General features: G+C 64.1%; 19 protein-coding genes. 9 read left to right on the top strand and 10 right to left on the bottom strand.

Annotated features, from left to right (window positions below; translation table 11 throughout):
• Window positions 1–28: 28 nt before the first annotated feature.
• Window positions 29–1,162, bottom strand: a complete 1,134-nt coding sequence (gene odc2, locus EN845_RS09120) for an ornithine/lysine decarboxylase (RefSeq protein WP_127275858.1) — start codon at window positions 1,160–1,162, stop codon at window positions 29–31.
• Between the two features lie 542 nt (window positions 1,163–1,704).
• Here odc2 and EN845_RS09115 point away from each other — a divergent pair.
• The 4 genes from EN845_RS09115 to EN845_RS09100 all read left to right on the top strand — a co-directional run bounded on the left by EN845_RS09115 (window position 1,705) and on the right by EN845_RS09100 (window position 5,941).
• Window positions 1,705–2,901, top strand: a complete 1,197-nt coding sequence (locus EN845_RS09115; RefSeq protein WP_127275857.1) for an amidase — start codon at window positions 1,705–1,707, stop codon at window positions 2,899–2,901.
• A gap of 104 nt (window positions 2,902–3,005) precedes the next feature.
• Window positions 3,006–3,905 carry a LysR family transcriptional regulator gene (locus EN845_RS09110; protein WP_127275856.1) on the top strand — a complete coding sequence of 300 codons (900 nt, stop codon included), beginning with the start codon at window positions 3,006–3,008 and terminating at the stop codon, window positions 3,903–3,905.
• Window positions 3,906–4,085: 180 nt separating this feature from the next.
• On the top strand, window positions 4,086–4,754 hold the full coding sequence (locus tag EN845_RS09105; RefSeq protein ID WP_127275855.1) for a DUF1007 family protein: 669 nt from the start codon (window positions 4,086–4,088) through the stop codon (window positions 4,752–4,754).
• The gene (locus EN845_RS09100; protein ID WP_127869895.1) at window positions 4,751–5,941 is read left to right on the top strand and encodes a nickel/cobalt transporter; all 1,191 of its coding nucleotides are present in this window, start codon (window positions 4,751–4,753) and stop codon (window positions 5,939–5,941) included. Before EN845_RS09105 ends, EN845_RS09100 begins: the two co-directional genes overlap by 4 nt.
• Window positions 5,942–5,976: 35 nt before the next feature.
• Here EN845_RS09100 and denD read toward each other — a convergent pair whose 3' ends face one another.
• From denD to EN845_RS09080, 4 genes are all read right to left on the bottom strand, one after another.
• Complete coding sequence (gene denD, locus EN845_RS09095; RefSeq protein ID WP_127869896.1) at window positions 5,977–6,954, bottom strand: D-erythronate dehydrogenase; 978 nt, start codon at window positions 6,952–6,954, stop codon at window positions 5,977–5,979.
• A 12-nt stretch (window positions 6,955–6,966) separates the two neighbouring features.
• A complete protein-coding gene (locus tag EN845_RS09090; RefSeq protein WP_127869897.1) occupies window positions 6,967–7,179 on the bottom strand; it encodes a hypothetical protein in 213 nt (70 codons plus the stop codon).
• Window positions 7,180–7,268: 89 nt separating this feature from the next.
• Window positions 7,269–8,243, bottom strand: coding sequence for a cation diffusion facilitator family transporter (locus EN845_RS09085; RefSeq protein WP_127869898.1), 975 nt, complete (start codon window positions 8,241–8,243; stop codon window positions 7,269–7,271).
• Between the two features lie 14 nt (window positions 8,244–8,257).
• Window positions 8,258–8,944: a GNAT family protein gene (locus EN845_RS09080; RefSeq protein ID WP_127869899.1), complete on the bottom strand. Its 687-nt coding sequence runs from the start codon at window positions 8,942–8,944 to the stop codon at window positions 8,258–8,260.
• A gap of 82 nt (window positions 8,945–9,026) precedes the next feature.
• On the opposite strand from EN845_RS09080, the gene EN845_RS09075 reads away from it, so the two are divergent.
• Window positions 9,027–10,211, top strand: coding sequence for a pyridoxal phosphate-dependent aminotransferase (locus EN845_RS09075; protein ID WP_127275850.1), 1,185 nt, complete (start codon window positions 9,027–9,029; stop codon window positions 10,209–10,211).
• 151 nt (window positions 10,212–10,362) lie between these two features.
• On the top strand, window positions 10,363–10,737 hold the full coding sequence (locus EN845_RS09070; RefSeq protein ID WP_127869900.1) for a YciI family protein: 375 nt from the start codon (window positions 10,363–10,365) through the stop codon (window positions 10,735–10,737).
• Window positions 10,738–10,770: 33 nt separating this feature from the next.
• Here EN845_RS09070 and EN845_RS09065 read toward each other — a convergent pair whose 3' ends face one another.
• The 3 genes from EN845_RS09065 to EN845_RS09055 all read right to left on the bottom strand — a co-directional run bounded on the left by EN845_RS09065 (window position 10,771) and on the right by EN845_RS09055 (window position 13,618).
• The gene (locus EN845_RS09065) at window positions 10,771–11,526 is read right to left on the bottom strand and encodes an SDR family oxidoreductase (protein WP_127275848.1); all 756 of its coding nucleotides are present in this window, start codon (window positions 11,524–11,526) and stop codon (window positions 10,771–10,773) included.
• Between the two features lie 304 nt (window positions 11,527–11,830).
• Window positions 11,831–12,571 (bottom strand): tellurite resistance TerB family protein, encoded by a 741-nt coding sequence (locus EN845_RS09060; RefSeq protein WP_127869901.1) that lies wholly within the window; start codon window positions 12,569–12,571, stop codon window positions 11,831–11,833.
• 114 nt (window positions 12,572–12,685) lie between these two features.
• Window positions 12,686–13,618 (bottom strand): rhodanese-related sulfurtransferase, encoded by a 933-nt coding sequence (locus EN845_RS09055; RefSeq protein WP_127869902.1) that lies wholly within the window; start codon window positions 13,616–13,618, stop codon window positions 12,686–12,688.
• Window positions 13,619–13,820: 202 nt separating this feature from the next.
• Between EN845_RS09055 and EN845_RS09050 the strand changes: the two genes are divergently transcribed.
• Window positions 13,821–14,459: a 2-dehydro-3-deoxy-phosphogluconate aldolase gene (locus tag EN845_RS09050; protein ID WP_127276952.1), complete on the top strand. Its 639-nt coding sequence runs from the start codon at window positions 13,821–13,823 to the stop codon at window positions 14,457–14,459.
• 555 nt (window positions 14,460–15,014) lie between these two features.
• Here EN845_RS09050 and EN845_RS09040 read toward each other — a convergent pair.
• On the bottom strand, window positions 15,015–16,829 hold the full coding sequence (locus EN845_RS09040) for a DUF882 domain-containing protein (RefSeq protein ID WP_245464298.1): 1,815 nt from the start codon (window positions 16,827–16,829) through the stop codon (window positions 15,015–15,017).
• Between the two features lie 409 nt (window positions 16,830–17,238).
• Complete coding sequence (locus EN845_RS09035; RefSeq protein WP_127276956.1) at window positions 17,239–18,774, bottom strand: sigma-54 dependent transcriptional regulator; 1,536 nt, start codon at window positions 18,772–18,774, stop codon at window positions 17,239–17,241.
• 226 nt (window positions 18,775–19,000) lie between these two features.
• On the opposite strand from EN845_RS09035, the gene EN845_RS09030 reads away from it, so the two are divergent.
• A complete protein-coding gene (locus EN845_RS09030) occupies window positions 19,001–20,839 on the top strand; it encodes a M3 family oligoendopeptidase (protein WP_167531299.1) in 1,839 nt (612 codons plus the stop codon).
• A gap of 358 nt (window positions 20,840–21,197) precedes the next feature.
• Window positions 21,198–21,977, top strand: a complete 780-nt coding sequence (locus EN845_RS09025) for a proton-conducting membrane transporter (protein ID WP_127276958.1) — start codon at window positions 21,198–21,200, stop codon at window positions 21,975–21,977.
• The last annotated feature ends 22 nt before the right edge of the window (window positions 21,978–21,999 follow it).

The following is a 21,999-nucleotide window of genomic DNA, read 5'->3' as shown; positions in this document are numbered from 1 at the left end:
GGATGATCTGATCGGTTCTTTCGAACCGTCAGATCACGTAGGATCGGAGAGGCTCGAAGCCGTTGAAGGCGACCGCCGAGTAGGTGGTCGTGTAGGCGCCGGTGCCTTCGATCAGCACCTCGTCGCCGATGGTCAGCGACAAAGGCAGCGGATACGGCGTCTTCTCGTACATCACGTCGGCCGAATCGCAGGTCGGGCCGGCGAGCACGCAAGGCGCGGTCTCGGTGCCGTCATGCGCGGTGACGATCGGGTAGCGGATCGCCTCGTCCATCGTCTCGGCCAGGCCGCCGAACTTGCCGATGTCGAGGAACACCCAGCGTACATTGTCGTTGTCGGCCTTCTTCGAGATCAGCACGACTTCCGACTTGATGACGCCGGCATTGCCGACCATGCCGCGGCCCGGCTCGATGATCGTCTCGGGAATGGCGTTGCCGAAATGCTTGCGCAGCGCCGAGAAGATCGCCTGGCCATAGGCCTGCGCCGCCGGCACGTCACGCAAATAGCGGGTCGGGAAGCCGCCGCCCATATTGACCATCTTGAGCACGATGCCTTCCTCGGCGAGCGTCGCGAACACCTTCTTGGCGTCGGCCAGCGCACGGTCCCATGCGGTCAGGTCGGTCTGCTGCGAGCCGACATGGAACGACACGCCATAGGCGTCGAGGCCGAGGCCCTTGGCATGGCGCAGCACATCGACGGCCATGGCCGGCACGCAGCCGAACTTGCGCGACAGCGGCCATTCGGCGCCTTCGCCATCGGTCAAAACGCGGCAGAAGACGCGTGCGCCGGGAGCGACGCGGGCGATCTTCTCGACCTCCTCGACGCAATCGACCGCGAACAGCTTGATGCCGAGCTGGTAGGCGCGTGCGATGTCACGCTCCTTCTTGATGGTGTTGCCGAAGGAGATGCGGTCCGCCGGCGCACCGGCGTCCATCGCCATCTCGACTTCGGCAACGGAAGCGGTGTCGAAGGACGAACCCATCGCAGCAAGCAGGCGCAGGATTTCCGGCGCCGGGTTTGCTTTCACCGCATAGTAGATCTTGGAATCGGGCAGCGCCTTCTCGAAGGCGCGGAAATTGTCGCGCACGACATCGAGGTCGACGACGAGGCAGGGGCCGGACGGACGTCGGGTGGCGAGGAAGTCGAGAATGCGCTGGGTGGCCATCGGGTTTCTCCATCGCGCCTTTCGGCGCGCACAAGGGTGCGGGCGCGGGCTGTCGGCCTCGCGAACACGCGGTCAAACAAAGGCGGGACGGAAAATCCATGGAACCAGCCGGTGGAGACCCCGGAACCATGAAACGCCGTCTCGCGGCGATGAACCTTGGCCTTGCCCGGCTTCGGTTCGCTTTGTCTGCCTTGGCTTGGATTGGGAGAACCCCGTTCCGCACTGCCGGCAATGAAGGTGTGCCTCTTCAGTAACCCCGGTCTTTGGACAACCGGCAGAGAACCAGAAAGGCCCGCACCGTCGTTGCTTCAAGGTGTCCTCGGTCTGGCGGTTGGCCGCTAAACCGACTGGAGGGGTTGGCTCCAGTTACCTTACCGATTTCCCTCACCATTCGAGGATCGGCGGACACCCACAGGCACGTGCGACTTTGGGCAAGCGCGATATAAGAGCGAAGCATTTCACAATCAATAAAAATCGTATCCCAGGTTGTAAAATTTCTGGCATCGAACAATGTTGGCGCAACCGTATCCGGATATCGAACGATGACAGGCACACACGGCCCCTTCAACGCCTTTCTCGATCTCCGCCAGATGCCGGTGGCGCATGCCGAGCTTGGGCCGCTGGCCGGGCTGCGGCTGGCGGTCAAGGACATTTACGACGTCGCTGGCTACCGCACCGGTTGCGGCAATTTGCAGAAATTCGCCGGAGGCCACGCCGCTTCGCGCACGGCAGGCGCCGTGCAGATGATTCTCGACGCGGGCGCGCGTTTCGTCGGCAAGACCCAGACCGACGAACTCGCCTTCGCTCTGTTCGGCCAGAACGCGCATTTTCCGTTTCCGGTGAACCCGGCGGCTCTCGACCGCGTCACCGGCGGTTCGTCTTCGGGGTCGGCCGCGGCGGTGGCGGGCAGGCTGGCCGACATCGCAACGGGGTCCGACACAGGTGGTTCGATCCGCGCGCCGGCGAGTTTCTGCGGGCTGATTGGCCTCCGCACCACGCATGGCCGCATTTCCCTCGACGGCACCATGCAGTTGGCGCCGAGTTTCGACACGTTCGGCTGGTTCGCCGACGACATCGAAACCTACGAGACCGTCGGCAAGCTGCTGCTTGGCCGCGATCCGCATCAACATTCCCTGGATCGGCCGCTGACGCTCGGCTGGCTGGACGAAATGATCGCCCGGCCGGCGCTCGCCGAATTTGCAGGAATGAAGGCGCTGGCGAGCGCGGTGTTCGGTACGCCGGCGACGCCGATGTCGCGCTTCAGTTCTTCTCCGGATGAACTCTACTGGTGCTTTCGCCGGCTGCAGGCCAGGGAGGCCTGGACGGTGCATGGCGAATGGATCACCAGCGGCGAGCGCGACCTTGGGCCTGGGGTCGAGGAGCGGTTCGGCTTCGGCCGTGCCGTCGACGATCGGACGGCACAGGCCGAAAAAGTGCGCCGGCTGACTTTTCGCGGTGAATTGAGCGCCCTGCTCGGCAAGGACGGTTTCCTTATTCTGCCGACGGTGCCGGGTCCGGCGCCTTATGTCGACAGCACACCCGAGCAGTTCCAGGCCTATCGCGAGCGCGCCTTGCACCTTCTGTGCCTGGCCGGGCTCTCCGGCTTTCCCCAAATCACCTTGCCGATCGGCTCGGTTGCCGGCGCACCGTTTGGACTTTCGCTGCTTGGCCCTTCCGGCAGCGACATTGCCCTGATACGGCTCGGCCGAAAACTTCTAATGCATGTCGCGCAAAAGTGACCTCGGTTTTGCGACGACGAGATGCATCAAACAACACTCAAAGCGCGTCGCGTGAATTCATTTCGACGCGACGCGCTTTGGACGCAGCACAAAGGGCCTGAATAATGGACACACTGACCCGCATGCGCGCCTTCATCGACGTCGTCGAGGCCGAGGGCTTTTCGGCGGCGGCGCGCAAGATCGGCCGCTCCAAGGCGCTGCTGTCGAAATATGTGCGCGAGCTGGAGGACGAACTCGGCGCGCTGCTGCTGAACCGCACGACGCGCCAGTTCTCGATGACCGAGGCCGGCCACACCTACTACCGTCGCGCCTCCGAGATCGTGCGCGAAGTCGACAGCCTGGCCGACGCCGTGCGCGAGTCCTCCGGCGATGTGCGCGGCCGCATCAAGCTGTCGGCGCCGCGCACCTTCGCCGACGCGCCGATCGGCCAGTCGCTGATCGACTTTGCCAAGCAGTATCCCGACATCGTGCTCGACATCCAGCTCGACGACCGCTTCGTCGATCTCGTCGAGGAAGGCTTCGACCTCGCGGTGCGCATCTCGCGGCTGGAGAATTCGTCGCTGATCGCAAGGCGCCTGGCGCCGTTCTCGATCAAGCTCTGCGGTTCTCCCGAACTGATCGCCAAGCATGGCATGCCGACACGGCCGCAGGATCTCAGCCACATGCCCTGCATCGTCGACACCAATGGCCGCGGACTGAACAACTGGCCGTTCAAGGGCGACAATGGCGACCCGGTGAGCATTGCCGTGTCGGGCCCGATCGAGGTCAACAGCCCGATGGCGGCGCGCGCCGCGGCCCTGTCGGGTCTTGGATTTTGCATCCTGCCGGATTTCATCGCCGCGCCTGACCTCAAGAGCGGCCAATTGGTGGCGGTGCTCGACGACCGCATCCTATCGGGCGGCGGCATCTTCGCCGTCTACCCGCATCGCCGCTATCTGCCGGCGAAGGTGCGCGTTTTCGTCGACTTCCTGGTGCAGTGGTTCAGGACGCGTGAGAGCGCCTGACCTGCCTCAGGCCTCGAGGCGCGTCGCGCCGCGAAGCGCTTTGAGTTCTCGTTGCGTGCGTGCCGTTGTCCCTGAACCGCCGCGCACTTTTGGGTGACATGCGCCGACAGTCCCAATTTCGCCCCCTTTCTGGTAACCTTCGGCAACTCTTTCCGAAAGCCAAGGGAATCGCGACCGCGAATGTATTTGAAACGGCACGCAATCACGCTGGCTTCGGCCTTGGCGGCGACTTTCGCCGCGACGGGACCGGCCGAGGTGCATCCGCACGTCTTCGCCGAGGCACGCCTCGACGTGATCCTGGCCCCGGATCACCAAAGTGTGAAAGCGCTGCGCCATCTCTGGCGCTTCGACGATCTGTTTTCGAGTACGGTGATGATGGAGTTCGACAAGAACTCCGACCTGAAGCTTGACGACAAGGAGCTGAAGGAGGTCGCCGACACGGTCCACGCCTCGCTGGCCGAGTTCAATTACTTCCAGCTCGTCACGCAGGACGGCAAGGACGTGGCGATGACGCCGCCGCCCCACCTGATGGCCAATTTCGACAACGACCAGTTGATCATCCTGTTCGAGTCCGAGCCGAAGGCGCCGATCAAGCTGACCGGCAAGATCGACATCGGCGTCTATGATCCGACGTTCTACACCGCGATCGACTTCACCGAGGATTCCAACATCACGGTCGAGGGCCTGCCCTCGAACTGTGCCAGCAAGGTGGTCCGTCCTGATCCGGACGAAGCGATCAAGGAAAACCAGAAGACCCTGACGGATGCCTTCTTCAACGATCCGACAGGCACCGACATGAGCAAGATCTTCGCCACCAAGCTCGAACTGACCTGTCAGCCAGAAGGATGAACCCGGTGACGAAACCGTCCCTGCGTTTGGCATTCGGCCTGTTGGCCATCGCTTTTGCCACGATGCATTTCGCCAATGCCGCGCACGCCCAGAGTTCGCTCGGCATCGGCGTCAATGATGGCATGGCGCCCAGCACCGGTCCGTTCGCCCACATCCTGATGTGGATCAACCTCAGGCAGCAGGAATTCTATCGCGCGCTGGCGACGGCCATGAAGGCGATGCGCCAGGACAATAGCAAGCTCTGGGTGCTCATCGGCCTGTCCTTCGCCTATGGCATTTTCCACGCCGCCGGCCCCGGTCACGGCAAGGCGGTGATCTCCTCCTACATGGTGGCCAACGAAGTGGCGCTGAAGCGCGGCATCCTGTTGTCCTTCGTCTCGGCGCTGCTGCAGGGCCTGACGGCGATCCTGGTGATGCTGCTTGCCTATTTCGTCCTGCGCGGCACCACGATCTCGATGACCGATGCGGCCTGGTTCATGGAGATCATGAGCTTTGCCCTAGTCACCCTCTTCGGCGCCTGGCTTCTGTGGCGCAAGCTCGGCCCCGCCGTCCTGCACCTGTTTGGCAAGGGGCCGGCCTACAGCCTGTCGGCGGCCAATGCCGGCCATTCGCATGGGGCTCATTCCCATGGCCACTCGCATGCAGGCCATTCGCATGCCGCTCATTCGCACGCGCTGCGCGCGTATGACGATCACGACCATGTGCATGACCATTCACACGATCATCACGACCATGGCGCGCATGACCATCATCACGACCATGGCGCGCACGATCACGCGCATCATGACCATGCGATCGGCGAGGTCTGCGAAACTTGCGGCCATTCGCACGCGCCCGATCCGGCAATGCTGTCCGGTGACCGCTTCGACTGGCGCACCGCCTGGTCGGCGGTAGCGGCGGTCGGCATCCGCCCCTGCTCCGGCGCGCTGATCGTGCTGAGTTTCGCGCTGCTGAACGGGCTCTGGCTCGGCGGCTTGCTGTCGGTGCTGGCGATGTCGATCGGCACCGCCATCACCGTCTCGGCGCTGGCGACGATGGCCGTGACCGCTAAGAACTGGGCGGTCTATTTCGCCGGCGACGGCCGCATGGGCAACCGTATCCACTCGATCGTCGAGATCGGCGGCGCGGCCTTCGTGTTCCTGTTTGGACTGCTGCTGCTGTCGGCGAGCCTGACAGGCGGCGTCTAGGCCTCCACCACGATCGAACGGGTGGCTGCGGACCTCTAATTGGGTATCTTGCCGCCCAGCTCATCCTCGATATGGGCGCGGATGATCTCGTCGAAACTCTTCTCGGCGCTGAAGCCAAGCTCGCGTGACCGCCGCGCCTCGAACCGGGTCGGCCAGCCCTTGACGATCGTCCAGATCGTCTCGTCGGGCACCTCGCGGATCAGCTTTGCCGTCTTCGATCCGGCGATGCGTTCCAGCGCCTCGATTTGCTCGCCAACGCTGACGGCGACGCCCGGCATCGTCAGGTTGCGGCGCGGCCCGACGGCGGCACCGTCGATGCCAGCCGCATGGATCAGGAAATTCACCGCCGAGCGCGGGCTGGCATGGGTATGCACGACCGAGCGCGGCACCGGCAGGATCGCCTCCTGCCCGCTCAGCGGCTCGCGGATGATACCGGAGAAGAAGCCGGAGGCCGCCTTGTTCGGCTTGCCCGGCCGCACGCAGATCGTCGGCAGCCTTATGCCGATCCCGTCGAAGAAACCGCGCCTGGAATAGTCGGCGAGCAGCGCTTCGCTCATCTGCTTCTGAGTGCCGTAGGAGGTCAGCGGCGTCGGATGGAAGTCGTCCGGTATGACATCCGGGAACGGCGCGCCGAACACCGCGATCGACGAGGTGAAGACGACGCGCGGCGCGAATCCGCCCAGGCGGATGGCGTCGAACAGCGCGCGCGTGCCGTCGAGGTTGACGCGGTAGCCGAGGTCGAAATTCGCTTCCGCCTCACCCGACACGACGCCGGCGAGATGAAAGACGACATCGGGACGTGATGCGACAAGGCTCTCGGCGGCGCCTGCTTCGGCAAGGTCACCCGTGTGCAGTGCGACGCTGACGCCGTCCATGGCCGGCGCCTGCGGTGGCACGATGTCGTGCAGATCGAGCGCGGTGATCTTCTTGCCCCGCAGCGTGCCGTCCTTGGCCAGCCGGGCGATGACCTTGCGGCCGACCATGCCCGCGGCGCCAGTGATCAGAATGCGCATGTCCGATATCCCTTACTTGTCCCGATTATTACGCTGGGTGCGCGCGCGCAGCCAGAACACCAAGAAAAACGCCAGCACGAAGACGGTGCCGAAGATACCCGCCAGCACGGTCGAAAAACTGCCGAGTGCCAACATCATGGTCGGCAGGTAGAAGGCTGCAATGCCGAACACAAGCATGATCCAGACCGCCGCGATGGCCGCATTGCGCGTGTCACGGTCCATCATGCCGCACCGGAGCGGCGGTCGTTGATCGGGCTGAGTTTCAAAGCTGGAGAACTCCTGAGGCAGGTCCGATCGATGGTCATCGGTCGGACCTAGTGATAGTGGCCGTGATGCGCAGCCGCATCGTGCCCATGCTGATGCTCATGATCGTGGTCGTCACCATCGTCGGCGCACTGGCCGAATTCCGGTTCCACGGTGGCATGGCTGATGCCGTGTTCGCTGGCAAGCCGCTTCTTGATGGCGCTGACGGCCTGATGCGCATCGACGCCCTCGTTGAGGCACGCATGCAGCGTCGCCATGCTGCTTGTCCCGTCGATCGACCAGATATGCATATGGTGCACTTCGCGCACACCCTGGACCGTTGCCTGGATGTCCCCGGCGATCAGGTCGCGGTCGAGGCGCGGCGGTACGCCTTCGAGCAGGACGTGGGCGGCGGCACGCATCAGCGACCAGGCGGTGGACAGGATCAGCAACGAGACCAGCACGGACAGGATCGGGTCGATCGGCGTCCAGCCGGTCGCCAGGATGACCAGTGCCGCCACGATCGCGGCTGCCGAGCCGAGCAGATCGCCAAGCACATGCAGGATGGCGCCGCGCATGTTGAGGTTGTCTCGATCGCCGCCATGCAGCACCAGGAAGGAGCCTATGTTGACCAACAGGCCAAGGATCGCCACCACCAGCATCGGTCCACCCAGCACCGGCGCCGGTGTCTGCAGGCGATCCCAAGCCTCGTAGACGATCCACAGCGCGATGACGAAGATGGCGATGCCGTTGGTGTAGGCCACCAGCGTCTTGACCCGGCCGAAACCGTAGGTGAGCTGGCCGGTCGCCGGGCGGCTTGCCAGATGAAAGGCATACCAGGCCAGGCCGAGCGCGATGGCGTCGGCGAGCATGTGGCCGGCATCGGCCAGCAGCGCCAGTGACCCCGTAAACAGACCGCCGAGCGCCTCGGCGACCATGAAGCCGGCGGTAAGGCAGGCCGCGATCAGGACGCGCTTCTTGTCGGTCGAGCCATGCACATGGCCGGCGCCGTGATCCTGCCCGCCGTGATCGTGGGTATGCGACAAATGGCAAACTCCCGTTAGGCGCCGAATTCCGCGCGAAAATCCTCGAGCCGCCTCTTCTGCTGGCCGTCGCCATCGAAATTGGCCGGATCGAGCCAAGCTTCATAAGCCTTGCGCAGAGCCGGCCATTCCTTGTCGATGACCGAATACCACGCGGTGTCGCGGTTTTCACCCTTGACGATGAGATGCTGGCGGAAAATGCCCTCGAACTTGAAGCCGAACCGTTCCGCCGCGCGCTTCGACGGCTCGTTGCGGTTGTTGCACTTCCATTCGTAACGGCGATAGCCGAGTTCGTCGAAGATGTATTTCATGAACAGGAACTGGGCTTCCGTCGCCGCCGGCTTGCGCGAGATGAGCGGTCCCCAATAGATATTGCCGATCTCGATGACGCCATAGGTCGGATCGATGCGCATCAGCGTCTGGCGTCCCGCGATCTTGCCGCTGGCCTTGTCGATGACGGCGAAGAACAGCGGATCCTCGCTCGCCTCCACCTTATCCAGCCATGGCTGGAAGGCAGCGCGGGTTTCCGGCGGATAGTCGGGCAACCAGGCAAAGCGGCCATCGACGTCGGATACGGACGAGGCTTCGTAGAGACCGTCGCCGTGCTTCGCGGCGTTCAGCGGCTCGAGCCTGACGGTCCGTCCCTCCAGCACCTTGCGCTCGGGCCGAGGACGTGGCTGCCAGTTTTCAAGATTTTCCGTCACCAGAATCTCCAATCCGTTGACTTTTGCGAGCGGACGCTCACAAAAACGCTGCCGCAGTGTAAGAACCACAGGGACGGGAAAAATGCTCCACACGATTTCGGCCTTCGACCGTCTCGGCGAGGAAAATGCATTCGCGGTGCTGGCGCGAGCAACGGCACTTGCCCAACAGGGCCGCGACATCGTCAACCTCGGCATCGGCCAGCCAGATTTCAAGACGCCGCAGCACATCGTCGAGGCGGCGATCAAGGCACTGCGTGACGGTCACCATGGCTACACGCCGGCCAACGGCCTCTTGGCAACGCGCGAGGCGGTGGTGCGCCGCACGCTGACCACCACCGGCGTCGAGGTCTCGCCCGAGGCGGTGATGATCATGCCCGGCGGCAAGCCGACCATGTTCGCCGCCATCCTGATGTTTGGCGAACCGGGCGCCGAGATCCTCTATCCCGACCCCGGCTTTCCCATCTACCGCTCGATGATCGAATTCACCGGTGCGACCCCCATTCCCGTGCCTATGCGCGAGGAGAACGGCTTCGCCTTCTCGGCGCAAGAGACGCTGGCGCTGATCACCTCGAAGACCAGGCTGTTGATCCTCAACTCGCCGGCCAATCCGACCGGTGGCGTCACGCCCCGGGCCGAGATCGAAAAACTGGTAAAGGGGCTGGAGAAGCACCCCGGTGTCGCGATCCTCTCCGACGAGATCTACGACGTCATGACCTATGACGGCGAGACGCATTGTTCGTTGCTCGGCTTTCCCGAGATCCGCGACAGGCTGATCGTGCTCAACGGCTGGTCGAAGACCTGGGCGATGACCGGCTGGCGCATGGGCTGGTCGATCTGGCCAAACGGCGACAAGGGCGCCCATCTCTACGACAAGGTGCGCAAGCTGGCGGTCAATTGCTGGTCCTGCGTCAACGCGCCGAGCCAGTTCGCCGGCATCGCGGCCATTGACGGTCCGCAGGACGATGTCGACAAGATGATGCGCGCCTTCGACAACCGCCGGAAGATCGTGGTCGAAGGCCTGAATGCCTTGCCAAACATCTCCTGCATCACGCCCAAGGGCGCCTTCTATGCCTTCCCCAACGTCTCGAAGACCGGCTGGAAGGCCAAGAAGCTCGCCTCGGCCCTGCTCGACGAGGCCGGTGTGGCGCTGATCGGCGGCCCCGATTTCGGCATTCTGGGCGAAGGCTATATCAGGCTGTCCTACGCCAACTCCGAGGAGAACATCCTGCGCGCGCTGGAGCGGATCGGGGCGTTCCTCGCCAAGTGAGCTTCAAAGCGGCCCGCTGCCCTTCCGGATTATTTGCGGCTGGCCGCCATGGCGGTGTCATGAGCCGTCGGGAGACGCGTGGTCAAGGCTGGGCGCAAATGCCGAGAACAGCTACGGTTTTGGGATCAAGATCCAACCGAGGTGCCCCTCAATGTTCTATGCAATCCTTGCCTATCACGTGGAAGATGCGATCAAGGCGCTGACGCCGCAAGAGGATGCGGCACTGATGGCTGAGTTGCTGAAGATCAACACCCGGCTTCGTGACGAGGGCATCCTTGGACCGTCCGCGCGTTTGGGGGCGACACGGGATGCCTGCACCTTGCGCGGCCCGGGCGACGGCGTGATCATCGACGGCCCTTTCGCCGAGACCAAGGAACAGTTGCTCGGCCTCTATGTCGTCGACTGCGCCACGAGGGACGCGGCCATCGCGATCGCCCGTGACCTTCGCAGGGTCAATCCTACCGCCGTCTACGAGATCAGGCCGATTCTACTGTTCAAGCCCGGCGTGCCGTTGGCGGGCAAATGAGCCGGCGGCGAAAGCCATGCCGGTGCCCGTCGTTCACCCACGCCCAACGAATGGCATCTTGGTCGCCATCACAGTCATGAACAGCACGTTGGCGTCGAGCGGCAGGCTGGCCATGTGCACCACCGCATCGGCGACGCGCTGGACATCCATCACCGCTTCGGCTGATATCGAGCCATTGGCCTGCGGCACGCCGACGGTCATCGGCTGTGCCATGTCGGTCAGCGCATTGCCGATGTCGATCTGGCCGCAGGCGATGTCATAGGGGCGGCCATCCAACGCCAGCGTCTTGGTCAACCCCGTAATCGCATGCTTGGTCGCCGTATAGGGCACGGAGCCCGGACGGGGCGCATAGGCCGATACCGAGCCGTTGTTGATGATGCGGCCGCCCATCGGCTTCTGCTTGCGCATGGCGCCGAAGGCGGCGCGCGCGCACAGGAACGAACCGGTGAGATTGACGCCGACAATATCGTTCCACACCTCGACCGGGATCTCGTCGATCGGTGTCGACTTGTATCCCATGCCGGCATTGTTGAAGAGCAGGTCGACACGGCCGAAAGCCTCCACCACCGTCTCGAACAGATCGTCGACCTCACCGGCCTTGCTGATGTCGCAGGCAACCGCCAATGCCTTGGCCTCGGTCGGGCCGATCTCGGCGATCGCGGCATCCAGCACCGGCTTGCGGCGCCCGCAGAACACCGTGTTCCAGCCAGCCTTGAGCAATGCCGTGGCGACGCTCTTGCCGATCCCGGTGCCAGCGCCGGTGACGATGGCGGTTTTTTGCTCGGTCATGGCAGATGTCCTCCGGCAGCGCCGCGCGTGCCTGTCTGATTGTCAGTGTTTTGGCTCAAGACAGGAAGGCATCGCAAATGACGGCGGCGATGGCAAGCGCGGCCACCGGACGACGCGCTCGAAAGGTACGGCCTGTTTTTTCGGAGAAATCCCGGCAAGGGCCGACAAAAAGGGCGGTCATTGGCGACCGCCCTGATCTGAACCGGGCTTGGGAGGAGGAAAGCCGATCCGACTGTGTAAAATCATGCGCTTCCTGAGTTAACGAAAAGTTAACGCCGGAAAGGCCCCGCCTGTCCGTTTTGGCCTACCAGCGCGGGTTGGGCGAGGTCCCAGCCTTTGCCGCCGGCACCTTGGCCGCCGAAACCGTCGCCTCGACATGGTCGACCAGCGCGTCCGGCAGGCCAAGCCGGCCGGCGAGCAGGTCGAGATAACCGCGCTCGGCGCGCGTGTCGGGATCGATGGTGAGGCGCGACGCGGTATAGAGCTCGAGCTTCTGCGCGTCGGTGTGGGCGCCCGCCACCAGCGCGTCGAGGTCGAGCGGGCGCTCCAGCTCCGCCATCAGGAATTTTTCCGCATCGGTGCCGATGCCGGCGAGGCTGAGCTTGCCGGCGATCTTCTGGCGCTCCTCGTCGTCGACATGGCCGTCGGCCTTGGCCGCCGAGATCATCGCCCGCACCAGGGTCAGTGTGAACTCATCCTCGCCTTGCGGCGCCTGCGACGGGTGGAAGGCGGTGTCCTTGGGGGGCGGCAGCAATTCCGGCTCGCTGGCGGCGGGCGCCTGCTCCGGTGCGTTGCCGGCCTTGTAGTTCTGATAGGCCTTGTAGGCGAGGCCACCGATGGCGGCCAGGCCACCGAGCTTCACTGCGGCACCCGTCACCTGCCGGCCGGCACCCGTTCCAAGCAGCACGGCGGCCAGCGCACCGGCGGCCAGCGGATTGTCCTTGGCCATCTGCACGGCTTGCCCGGCCTTGTCGCGGACGGTGCCGCTGGTGCCGGGAACCTGCGAGCCGAGCAGATCGTCGAGAAGCTTCTTGGGATCGAACATCAATGCCTCCAGGATTTGCCCGGCCGAACGGGCGGGTTTCGAACGCCGAAGACGTAGGTCCCGAAGCTTGACATTGCAATGACAGGTGGCCGCTTTGCCCGGCCCGGCCCCTCATCAGGATCCGATGTGTGGTCCCCTGCCCCGGGCTTGCGCGAGCTCGACCTGCCGCTGGCGCTCTGCATAACGCTTGCGGTCTTCATCCGAGCGGGCATCGAAGCAGTGCGGGCACGAAACCCCGGTGGCATATTTCGGCGACATCAGGTCGCTCTCCGTCAGCGGATGGCGGCAAGCGCGGCACAATTCAGCACCGCCCTCCGCGAGGCCGTGCGACACCGAAACCCGCTCGTCGAAGACGAAGCATTCGCCCTGCCACAGGCTCTGTTCCGCCGGCACCTGCTCGAGATATTTGAGGATGCCGCCCTTGAGATGGAACACATCCTCGAAGCCGAGCGACTTCACATAGGCGGTCGCCTTTTCGCAGCGTATGCCGCCGGTGCAAAACATCACCACCTTGCGGCCTTCGAGATCCGCCCGGTGCGCTTCCACCCAAGCCGGAAATTCGCGGAAGCTCGCCGTCGCCGGATCGACGGCGCCCTTGAAGGTGCCGATCGAGACTTCATAGGCGTTGCGCGTATCGATGACGATCGTGTCGGGCTGCGAGATCAGCGCATTCCAGTCGCCCGGCTCCACATAGGTGCCCGCGCTTGTCGCCGGGTCGATGCTCTCGACACCCATGGTGACGATCTCGCGCTTCAGCCGCACCTTCATGCGGTGGAACGGCATGGCTGCGGCGCTGCTGTACTTGACCTCGAGGCTCGACAGACCGTCGATCGTTTCGATGTGCTCGATCAGCGCGGCGATCGCTTCATCGCTGCCGGCGACGGTACCGTTGATGCCCTCATGCGCCAGCAGCAGCGTGCCCTTGATGCCGCGTCCGCAGCAGAAGGCCGCAAGCGGCGCGCGCAACGCCTCGAAAGCGTCGAGCCGGGCAAAGCGGTAGAGCGCGGCGACGCGGACTGGCTGGGATGGCGCGGGCAGTGTTGTCATTGCCAGAGCAACTAGACGCTCGTGGAAGTCGATTCAAGGTGAAACGGGTTCGGACCGACTGTCATGGCCTTGTCGGGAAAGAACCTTTAAGCTCGGCGGCAACGCGTGACATCGCGCCGCGACCGGTTCCGTGGACAGGGCAATACCCGTCTGCTAATCGGTTAAAATTCGCCTCGATGCGGCCCTCGACAAGGAGAGACAGATGCCCAGCAAGACCGAGAAACTCCTGTCGCTCCTCAATGGCCAGCCGGTCATTCCGGTGTTGAAGATCGCCAATGTGGCGGATGCGGTGCCGCTGGCCCGTGCTCTGGCGCGTGGCGGCTTGCCGGCGATCGAGATCACGCTCAGGACCGCGGATGCGCTCGAAGCGATCCGTCGCGTGGCGGGCGAGGTCGAGGAAGCCATAGTCGGCGCCGGCACCATTCTGGACAGCAAGCAGTTCGACGAGGCGGCCGGTGCCGGTTCGCGCTTCATCGTCAGCCCAGGCATCACCCGCGAGCTTCTGGCGGCCGCCGCCGACAGCCAGGTTCCGTTGCTGCCCGGCGCCATCACGCCGGGCGAGATCATGGCGGCGCGCGAAGCCGGCCTGCGCTTCCTGAAATTCTTCCCGGCCGAACAGTCCGGCGGCATCGCTTCGCTCAAGGCTTTTGCCTCGCCGCTGGCCGACGTCAAATTCTGCCCGACCGGCGGCATCACCGGCAAGAACGCGGCCGACTATCTCAGCCTGTCCAATGTCATCTGCGTCGGCGGTTCGTGGGTGGCGCCCGACGACATGGTCAAGGCCGGCAAGTGGGACGAGATCGAAGCTCTCGCACGCGCTGCCAGCAAACTCGCGAAATAGCCTTCCGGACGGCACGAAAAAACCCGGACGACTCGCGTCGACCGGACTCTTTGACTGGCTGGAGCAATTCCAGGAAAAGTGCGTAGCGGTTTTCCCGGGAGAAGCGCGTAGCGCTTCCCCTTGGGAATTGCGTAAAAACAAAAGGTAAGAGCGGGTCAGAGATTCTATCAAACTCAGGGCCGCTCTAGACGCGGTTAGTTGCAGACCTTGACCGTCTCGGTCACCTTGCGGTGATGCCGCCAGTGCATCACCATCCTGGTCCGGCAGTGCTTCTTCATGTGCATATGATTGTCGGTCTGACGACAACTGTCTCCGCCTGTGACGGAGCGAGCGCGGCCAATGCCGCCGCCAGTGCCAGAACTGACGCCAGTAGAATTTTTTTCATGAAGATCCCCAGGTTGGAACGGACCCACCTCAACCCGGAAACGGCTGGGCTGTTCCGGCTTCACGAGAAGTTCAGCCGATCCTGCAGGATCAAGGCGCCGCGCGTGTCGTGCCTTGCAAAAAGCCGCGCGGGTCGCCCGGCGCGGCTTCGGCAATATTGTGGCCTGTTCGCTACTTCGTCTGGAAGCGCGCGACCGACATGAACTTGACGGCATTGCCGGTAAAGCGGCTGGCGTCGGCCATCTGGTTGCTCGGCTGGAAGCCGGCCGTATAGACCTCGCTCGGCGGCGTATGCACGATGCTGTAGGCGTAGCCCGGCGCGGTCGTCGCGCTCGAAACGGTGGCGACGTTCTCGCCGCTGGTCAGCGCCCAGCGGGCGGCCTGCGGCGCCGCGGCCACAACCACGGCCCTGGGGCCAGGCTTCTGATCGCGGGCGGTGGCCCTGGCTTCCTTGCGGGTCGTCTTCACGCCGGCGCCGATCGCGGCGGCCGGATCGGAACCGGCAGGACGGGCGGCAACAGCCTGGCGCGGCGACGCCGCATCGACACCAGACGGATCGTTGAACGCCGAACGCGGTTCTTCGGACAACGAGGCCACCTGATATTCGTCGGCGGTGCCGACCTGGGCGTTGGCCTCGTCGAGCACGGCCTTGACGGCATCCGGCTTGGTCGGCTCGGGACGCGCTGTCGGCACCACGGAGAAGGCGTCCGTCGCGGTCTTGCCCTGGTCAGCCGTTTCGGCCAGCGCCATCAGCACATCCTTGCTGGGCGGCGGTGCGAGATCGGCCGGCAGCGAGCGCTCGGGGCGCCATGTCGGCAGTGGGATGTTGTTGAGGGCAACCTGCGCTGGATCGGCAGCCGCGGCTTCCGCGATCGCTGCCGGATCGGACTTGCCGAAAGGCATGTTCGCCGGTGCCTGCGCGGTCGCCACTGCCTGTTCGGTGGTGGCCGTGGCGTCCGCCATGGCGAAGGGAACATTCTCAGGTGGCTGTGCGCCCACATCGGCCTTCGGCCGCGGCGCGAAATCGGGCAGCGGGATTTCCTTGGCCGGCAGCGCCGCGATAATCGTCTCCGGCGTGTTCTTCTCCGGTTCCGGAGCCTGCTCGTCGGCAACCTGCGGAATCTCGGCGCGCTGGGCATTCTCGGGGGCGACGATGGCGATACCGGGCAGGTCGCTGCTCTTGGCGGTCGCGGCCGGCTTCAGATTTCCAGCCTTGGGCGCAGGCGCGGCCGAGGCGGTCTCCACGTCGGCACTGTCGTCGGCCTCGTCGGCGCCACCGCCGCCGAAGAAGGCCGCGAGGAATCCGCCGGATTTCTTGCCGCTGCCGCCAGCGCTGGCCATTTCGATATTCGGTGTGCCGGAACCCTTGCGCGACTTGTAGGAGGCGAGCGCCTGTTCATAGCCGGGCAGCGGCCGGCCGTCGCTCGGCACATGCAGCGTCTTGCCATTGGGGAACAGGCTGACCAGTTCCTGGCGGCTGATGCCGGGCCAGTGGCGCACATTGCCGACATCCATGTGGACGAATGGCGACCCGGAGGTCGGGTAATAGCCGACGCCGCCGCCCTGCATCTTGAGGCCGATGTTGCGCAGCTTCTTCAGCGGCACGCCGGGAATATAGAAATCCATCGCCTTGCCGAGCATATGCTGGCTCTTCTCGGCGACACCACGGCTGCGGCTGCGCAGCATCGAATTGGTCGACGGCGAACGGTAGCCGCAGACGACCTGGATATAGTCGGTGGCGCCGCTTTCGCGATACGCCTCCCAGACCAGATCCAGCAGACGCGGGTCCATCTTGGTCGGCTCGTTGCGGCGCCAATCGCGCAGGATGATGTTGATCTTCCTCAGGCCCTCGGGAACGTAGCGGCCATTGCGCTTGTAGACGATCTCGGCCTTCTCGTGCGTGTGGAGGTGGTAGAGCTTCAGCGAACGAACTTCGGCCTGGGCGCCCGTGGCGGCCGCGGCAACAAAACCAAATGCGACAATCACCGCCGCCAACCATCTCGGCCAGACGCTCAAATGATAGTGCCGCCCGTTTGTGAGTCGTTCGATTCTGTTCAAATCAAAAGGCCTTGCAGGCTGCCGTTTGTCCCCGGATTTGCCCAAACGGACGTGTCGTTTTCACATCCGAATATCGATCCTAATGGTTAATCATCGCTTATTGAAGCCAAAATGCGGTAACACCGTGGCGATATCCCGTCAAAAATTGTCCGCACGGTTTCTTGGTAAACCGCTGGTTTAGATCAGGATTCCGGCTTTGGCCGAACACGATCTGTTACCATTGGCCTCAATGCGTGAACAACACCCCATCGAGTGCCGCCTCCGACTCGCCATAGTCCGGGGAAGGCACTCTGTCAGCCCACATAATGACGAGGGAAACTGGTCCAGGCCTTGCGGTTCAGGAAGCAAGCCTGTCGACGCGGCCGGTTTCCGGGTCGATGCCGTATTCCTTGAGCTTGCGGTAAAGCGTCGAGCGGCCGATGCCGAGCCGGCGGGCGACCTCGCTCATCTGACCATTGTAGTGATCGATGGCGAGCTTGATCATTTCGAGTTCGACATCGGCCAGCGCACGCACATTGCCGCGCTCGTCGAGCGCCCGCAGCGTGCCGAAGCGGGGCTGCGCCCCGGCCGGATGCACAGGTGCCGGAGCGGCCTCGTCGGGGACAACGTCTTCATCGCGCGGCGCCAGCGCGGGGGCAGCCCCGCTTGCTTCTAACGTGTCGTCCGCTTCGAGTTTGACGGTGCCTTCCACCTGCGCCCGGATCTGCGGAAAGTCATCCGCGCTCAACACATCGCCTTCGCACAGCACCGAGGCGCGGAAGACGGCGTTTTCGAGCTGCCGGATGTTGCCGGGCCAGTCATAGGCTTGCAGCACGCCAAGCGCCGCCGCCGAAATGCCCTTCAGCCGATGGCGCGGGTCGGCCGGCGCCACCTTTTCCATGAAATGCGTGACCAGATGGGGAATGTCGTCGCGGCGGTCGCGCAACGGCGGCACGAAAATCGGGTAGACGTTCAGCCGGTAGAACAGGTCCTCGCGGAACTTGCCGTCCTTGACCTGCTGCAGGAGGTTGCGGTGCGTCGCCGAAATCAGCCGGATGTCGACCTTGACGGTCGAGCGGCCGCCGACCGGATCGACCTCGCCCTCCTGGACGGCGCGCAGCAGCTTGACCTGCACGTCGAGCGGCAGGTCGCCGATCTCGTCGAGGAACAGCGTGCCCGTATGCGCCTCGACGAATTTGCCGGTGTGCTTGTCGGTGGCGCCGGTGAACGAGCCTTTCTCGTGTCCGAACAGGATGGATTCCACCAGATTGTCGGGAATGGCGCCGCAATTGACCGTAACGAAGGGTTTCGAGCGGCGGTCGCCGCTGCCCTGGATCGCACGCGCCACCAGCTCCTTGCCGACGCCGGATTCGCCCTCGATCAGGATCGGAATGTGGGAAGCCGCCGCTTTCTGGCCAAGGCGTATCACCCTGTCCATGGCCGGACTATGGGTGATCATGTCCCTGAAGGTCAGCAGCCCGCCGCGTTTGCGCGACGTGCGCTTGACCTCGCCCTCGATCGCTTCGACCTTGAGCGCATTGGAGATCGAGGCCTGCAGCCTGTCGGGCGAAGCCGGCTTGACGACGAAATCGAAAGCGCCGTGGCGCATCGCCGAAACCACGGTTTCGATGCCGCCCTGCGCTGTCTGCACGATGACCGGCACGCTGATGTCGCGCTCGCGCATCGCCTTCAGCACGCCGATGCCGTCGAGACCGGGCATGACAAGGTCGAGGATCACAACCGAGACATCGCGGGCGCCAGGCCCGTCGAGAACTTCGAGGCCGGCGGCACCGCCATCGGCGACGATCGCGGTATGGCCGAACCGCGTCACCGCCGCCTCGAGCAGCCGGCGCTGCACGGGATCGTCATCGACTATGAGTATGGAACCTGTCATGACTGTCTTGGTCTGCCCGCGCCCGAATTCCCCATGGATCATCTTGGCACAGGGTTCTAAATAAGGTTTCAAAAAACCCGGTGAACGAATTCCTTAGGATTTGACCGGCTTCTCCATTCCCGTTGAGTCTGGCTCCCTAATTCCGGCCACTTGATTCAAAGCGGCCAGTCGATTCAAACAAGGCCGGTTGATTCAAAAGGCCAGTTGATTCAAAGAAGGTATGTCGATGCGCATGATGTTTGATCGGCGGATTGCGGCGCCAGCGTCCGGTCAGGGCGCGGCCAGGCTTGGCGATCTGCCGGAATGGAATCTCGCCGACCTTTATGCCGGCATGGAGGCGCCGGAACTGAAGCGCGACATTGCCGAAGCGGCCGCCGACGCCATCGCATTCGAGGCCCGCTGGAAAGGCACGCTCGCCGCCGAGGCCGGGCGCGGCAGTGCCGGCCGACTGGGCGAGGCGCTGGTCGCCTACGAGACGCTCGAGGAACTGATCGGCCGCATCGTCTCCTATGCCGGCCTCGTCTATGCCGGCAACACCGCCGATCCGCAGCGCGCCAAGCTCTATGGCGACATCCAGGAGAAGATGACCGACGCCAGCGCGCATCTGCTGTTCTTCGCGCTCGAGCTGAACCTGATCGACGATGCGGCGATCGAAGGCGCGCTGGCCAGCGACCCCGCCTTTGCGCATTACCGCCCGTGGGTGCTCGATCTGCGCATGGACAAGCCCTATCAGCTCGAGGACCGCGTCGAGCAGCTTTTCCACGAAAAATCGATCACCGGACGCGGCGCCTGGAATCGCCTGTTCGACGAGACGATGACCGATCTTCGCTTCGATATCGACGGCGAGGAACTGACGCTGGAGCCGGCCCTCAACCGCCTGCAGGATGCCGACGGCGAGGTCCGCCGGCGCGCCTCGGAGGCGCTAGCCACCACCTTCCGCAAGAACTTGCGCACCTTCACGCTGATCACCAATACGCTTGCCAAGGACAAGGAAATTTCCGATCGCTGGCGGGGCTTCGAGGACATCGCCGATTCACGCCACCTCGCCAATCGCGTCGAACGCGGCGTGGTCGATGCGCTGGCCACCGCCGTGCGCGAGGCCTATCCGCGCCTGTCGCACCGCTACTACGCCATGAAGGCGCGCTGGCTCGGCATGGAGGTGATGAGCCACTGGGACCGCAACGCGCCGCTGCCGGAGACGCCGCAGGCGGTGATCGGCTGGGACGAGGCCAGGAACACGGTGCTGTCGGCCTATCACCGCTTCTCGCCCGAGATGGCCGAGATCGCGCGCACCTTTTTCGACCGCAACTGGATCGACGCGCCGGTGCGCCCGGGCAAGTCACCCGGCGCCTTTGCCCACCCGACCGTGCCATCGGCTCACCCCTATGTGCTGCTCAACTACATGGGCAAGCCGCGCGACGTGATGACGCTGGCGCATGAACTCGGGCACGGCGTGCATCAGGTGCTGGCCGCCGGCCAAGGCGCGCTGATGGCCTCGACGCCGCTGACGCTGGCGGAGACGGCATCTGTCTTCGGCGAGATGCTGACCTTCCGTTCGCTGCTCGAGCGGACCACCGACCGGCGCGAGCGCAAGGCCATGCTCGCCCAGAAGGTCGAGGACATGATCAACACGGTGGTGCGCCAGATCGCCTTCTATGAATTCGAGCGCAAGGTGCATGCCGAGCGCCGCAACGGCGAACTGACATCCGACAGGCTCGGGCAGTTCTGGCTGGAGGTTCAGGCCGAAAGCCTGGGACCGGCGATCAAATTGCGCGAGGGCTACGAGGTATTCTGGACCTACATCCCTCATTTCATCCACTCGCCCTTCTACGTCTATGCCTATGCGTTCGGCGACTGCCTGGTGAACTCGCTCTATGCGGTCTACCAGAATGCCGAGCGCGGCTTTCAGGACAAGTATTTCGAGATGCTGCGTGCCGGCGGCACCAAGCATCATTCGCAGCTTCTGGCGCCATTCGGCCTCGACGCAACCGACCCCGCCTTCTGGCAGATCGGGCTCGGCGTGATCAGCGGCCTGATCGACGAACTGGAAACGCTGGACGATTGAGACGCCTCTGGCCGGCCAAGAACAGTTTAGCCGGAATGCATGTTTGGGCCTCGCTATTCTTGCCTTAAATATTTGTTCTTGAAGAACTCTCCACGGACGTTTTCCCATAGCTTTCCGCAAGCTCTATGGTAGCTTTCCTTTAAGCTCAGCCGGAGCGCATGCGGATCGGCGAGGGAAAGTCTCCGCCAGCCGTGCGCTCAGGCGAACGCGACAAGGCCGTTGGCCATGGGCAAGCAAAGCCGATCGCCGACAGCTCGAACCGAAGCCGGCTGTTCCGTGTATCAGCGGAACCATCATCGAGTAGTCCCTCGCCGAAGGTCATGACCCCGCGGCAGACGGATCTGACTGGAGAGAGACAATGGGCACTTTTTTCTACGTGGTCCTGGCGTTCCTGGTAGGCGTGTTGGTCGGCTGGTTCATCTGGGGGCGTCTGCGCGGAGAACTCGACAGCCTGCGCGGCGACCTCGATCGCACCCGCAGCGAGCGCGACAAGCTGCGCGCCGACAGCGACCGCCTGACCGGCGAACTCAATGCATGCGGCAAGACCCGCTCCGACCTCGAGCGCCAGCTGCGCGAAGCACAGGCCTCGTCGGGCGCCGGCGGAGCAAAGGCGTCAAGTCAGCCACCGGCAGCCCTGATGTCGACGCCTGCCGTTGGTAAATCCGCTCCGGCGACAGCCAAGCCAGCCGCGGCGAAGGCCGCGCCGGCAAAAGCGGCGCCGAAGCCCGTGGCGGCCAAATCCGCAACCGCTTCGGCACCGGCGGCCAAGGCACCGGCGGCCAAAGCTCCGGCGGCCAAGGCTCCGGCGAAGACCTCGGCCGCGCCCAAGGCAGCGCCCGCCGCCAAAAAAACGGCACCGGCAGCTGCCAAGCCGGCGTCGGGCAAGCCCGACAATCTGCGCCGGCTGATCGGCATTGGCCCGGTCAACGAAAAGCTGCTCAAGGCGCAGGGCGTCACCACCTTCGCCCAGATCGCCGCCTGGACATCCGCCGACATCAAGCGGATCGAGGACGTGATGAACTTCGACGGCCGCATCGCGCGCGAACGCTGGATCGAGCAGGCCAAGCTGCTTGCCGCCGGCAACGAGGCCGAATTCGCCAAGCAGTTTCCGACAGCCGGAACCGCCAGCAACACCTGAGCGGTGGATCCAGGGATCATGT

The organism is Mesorhizobium sp. M8A.F.Ca.ET.202.01.1.1 (genome assembly GCF_004791595.1).
Lineage (GTDB): Bacteria > Pseudomonadota > Alphaproteobacteria > Rhizobiales > Rhizobiaceae > Mesorhizobium.
The sequence above is the reverse complement of the archived record's forward strand: the minus strand, read 5'-3'. Positions and strand labels throughout refer to the sequence as shown.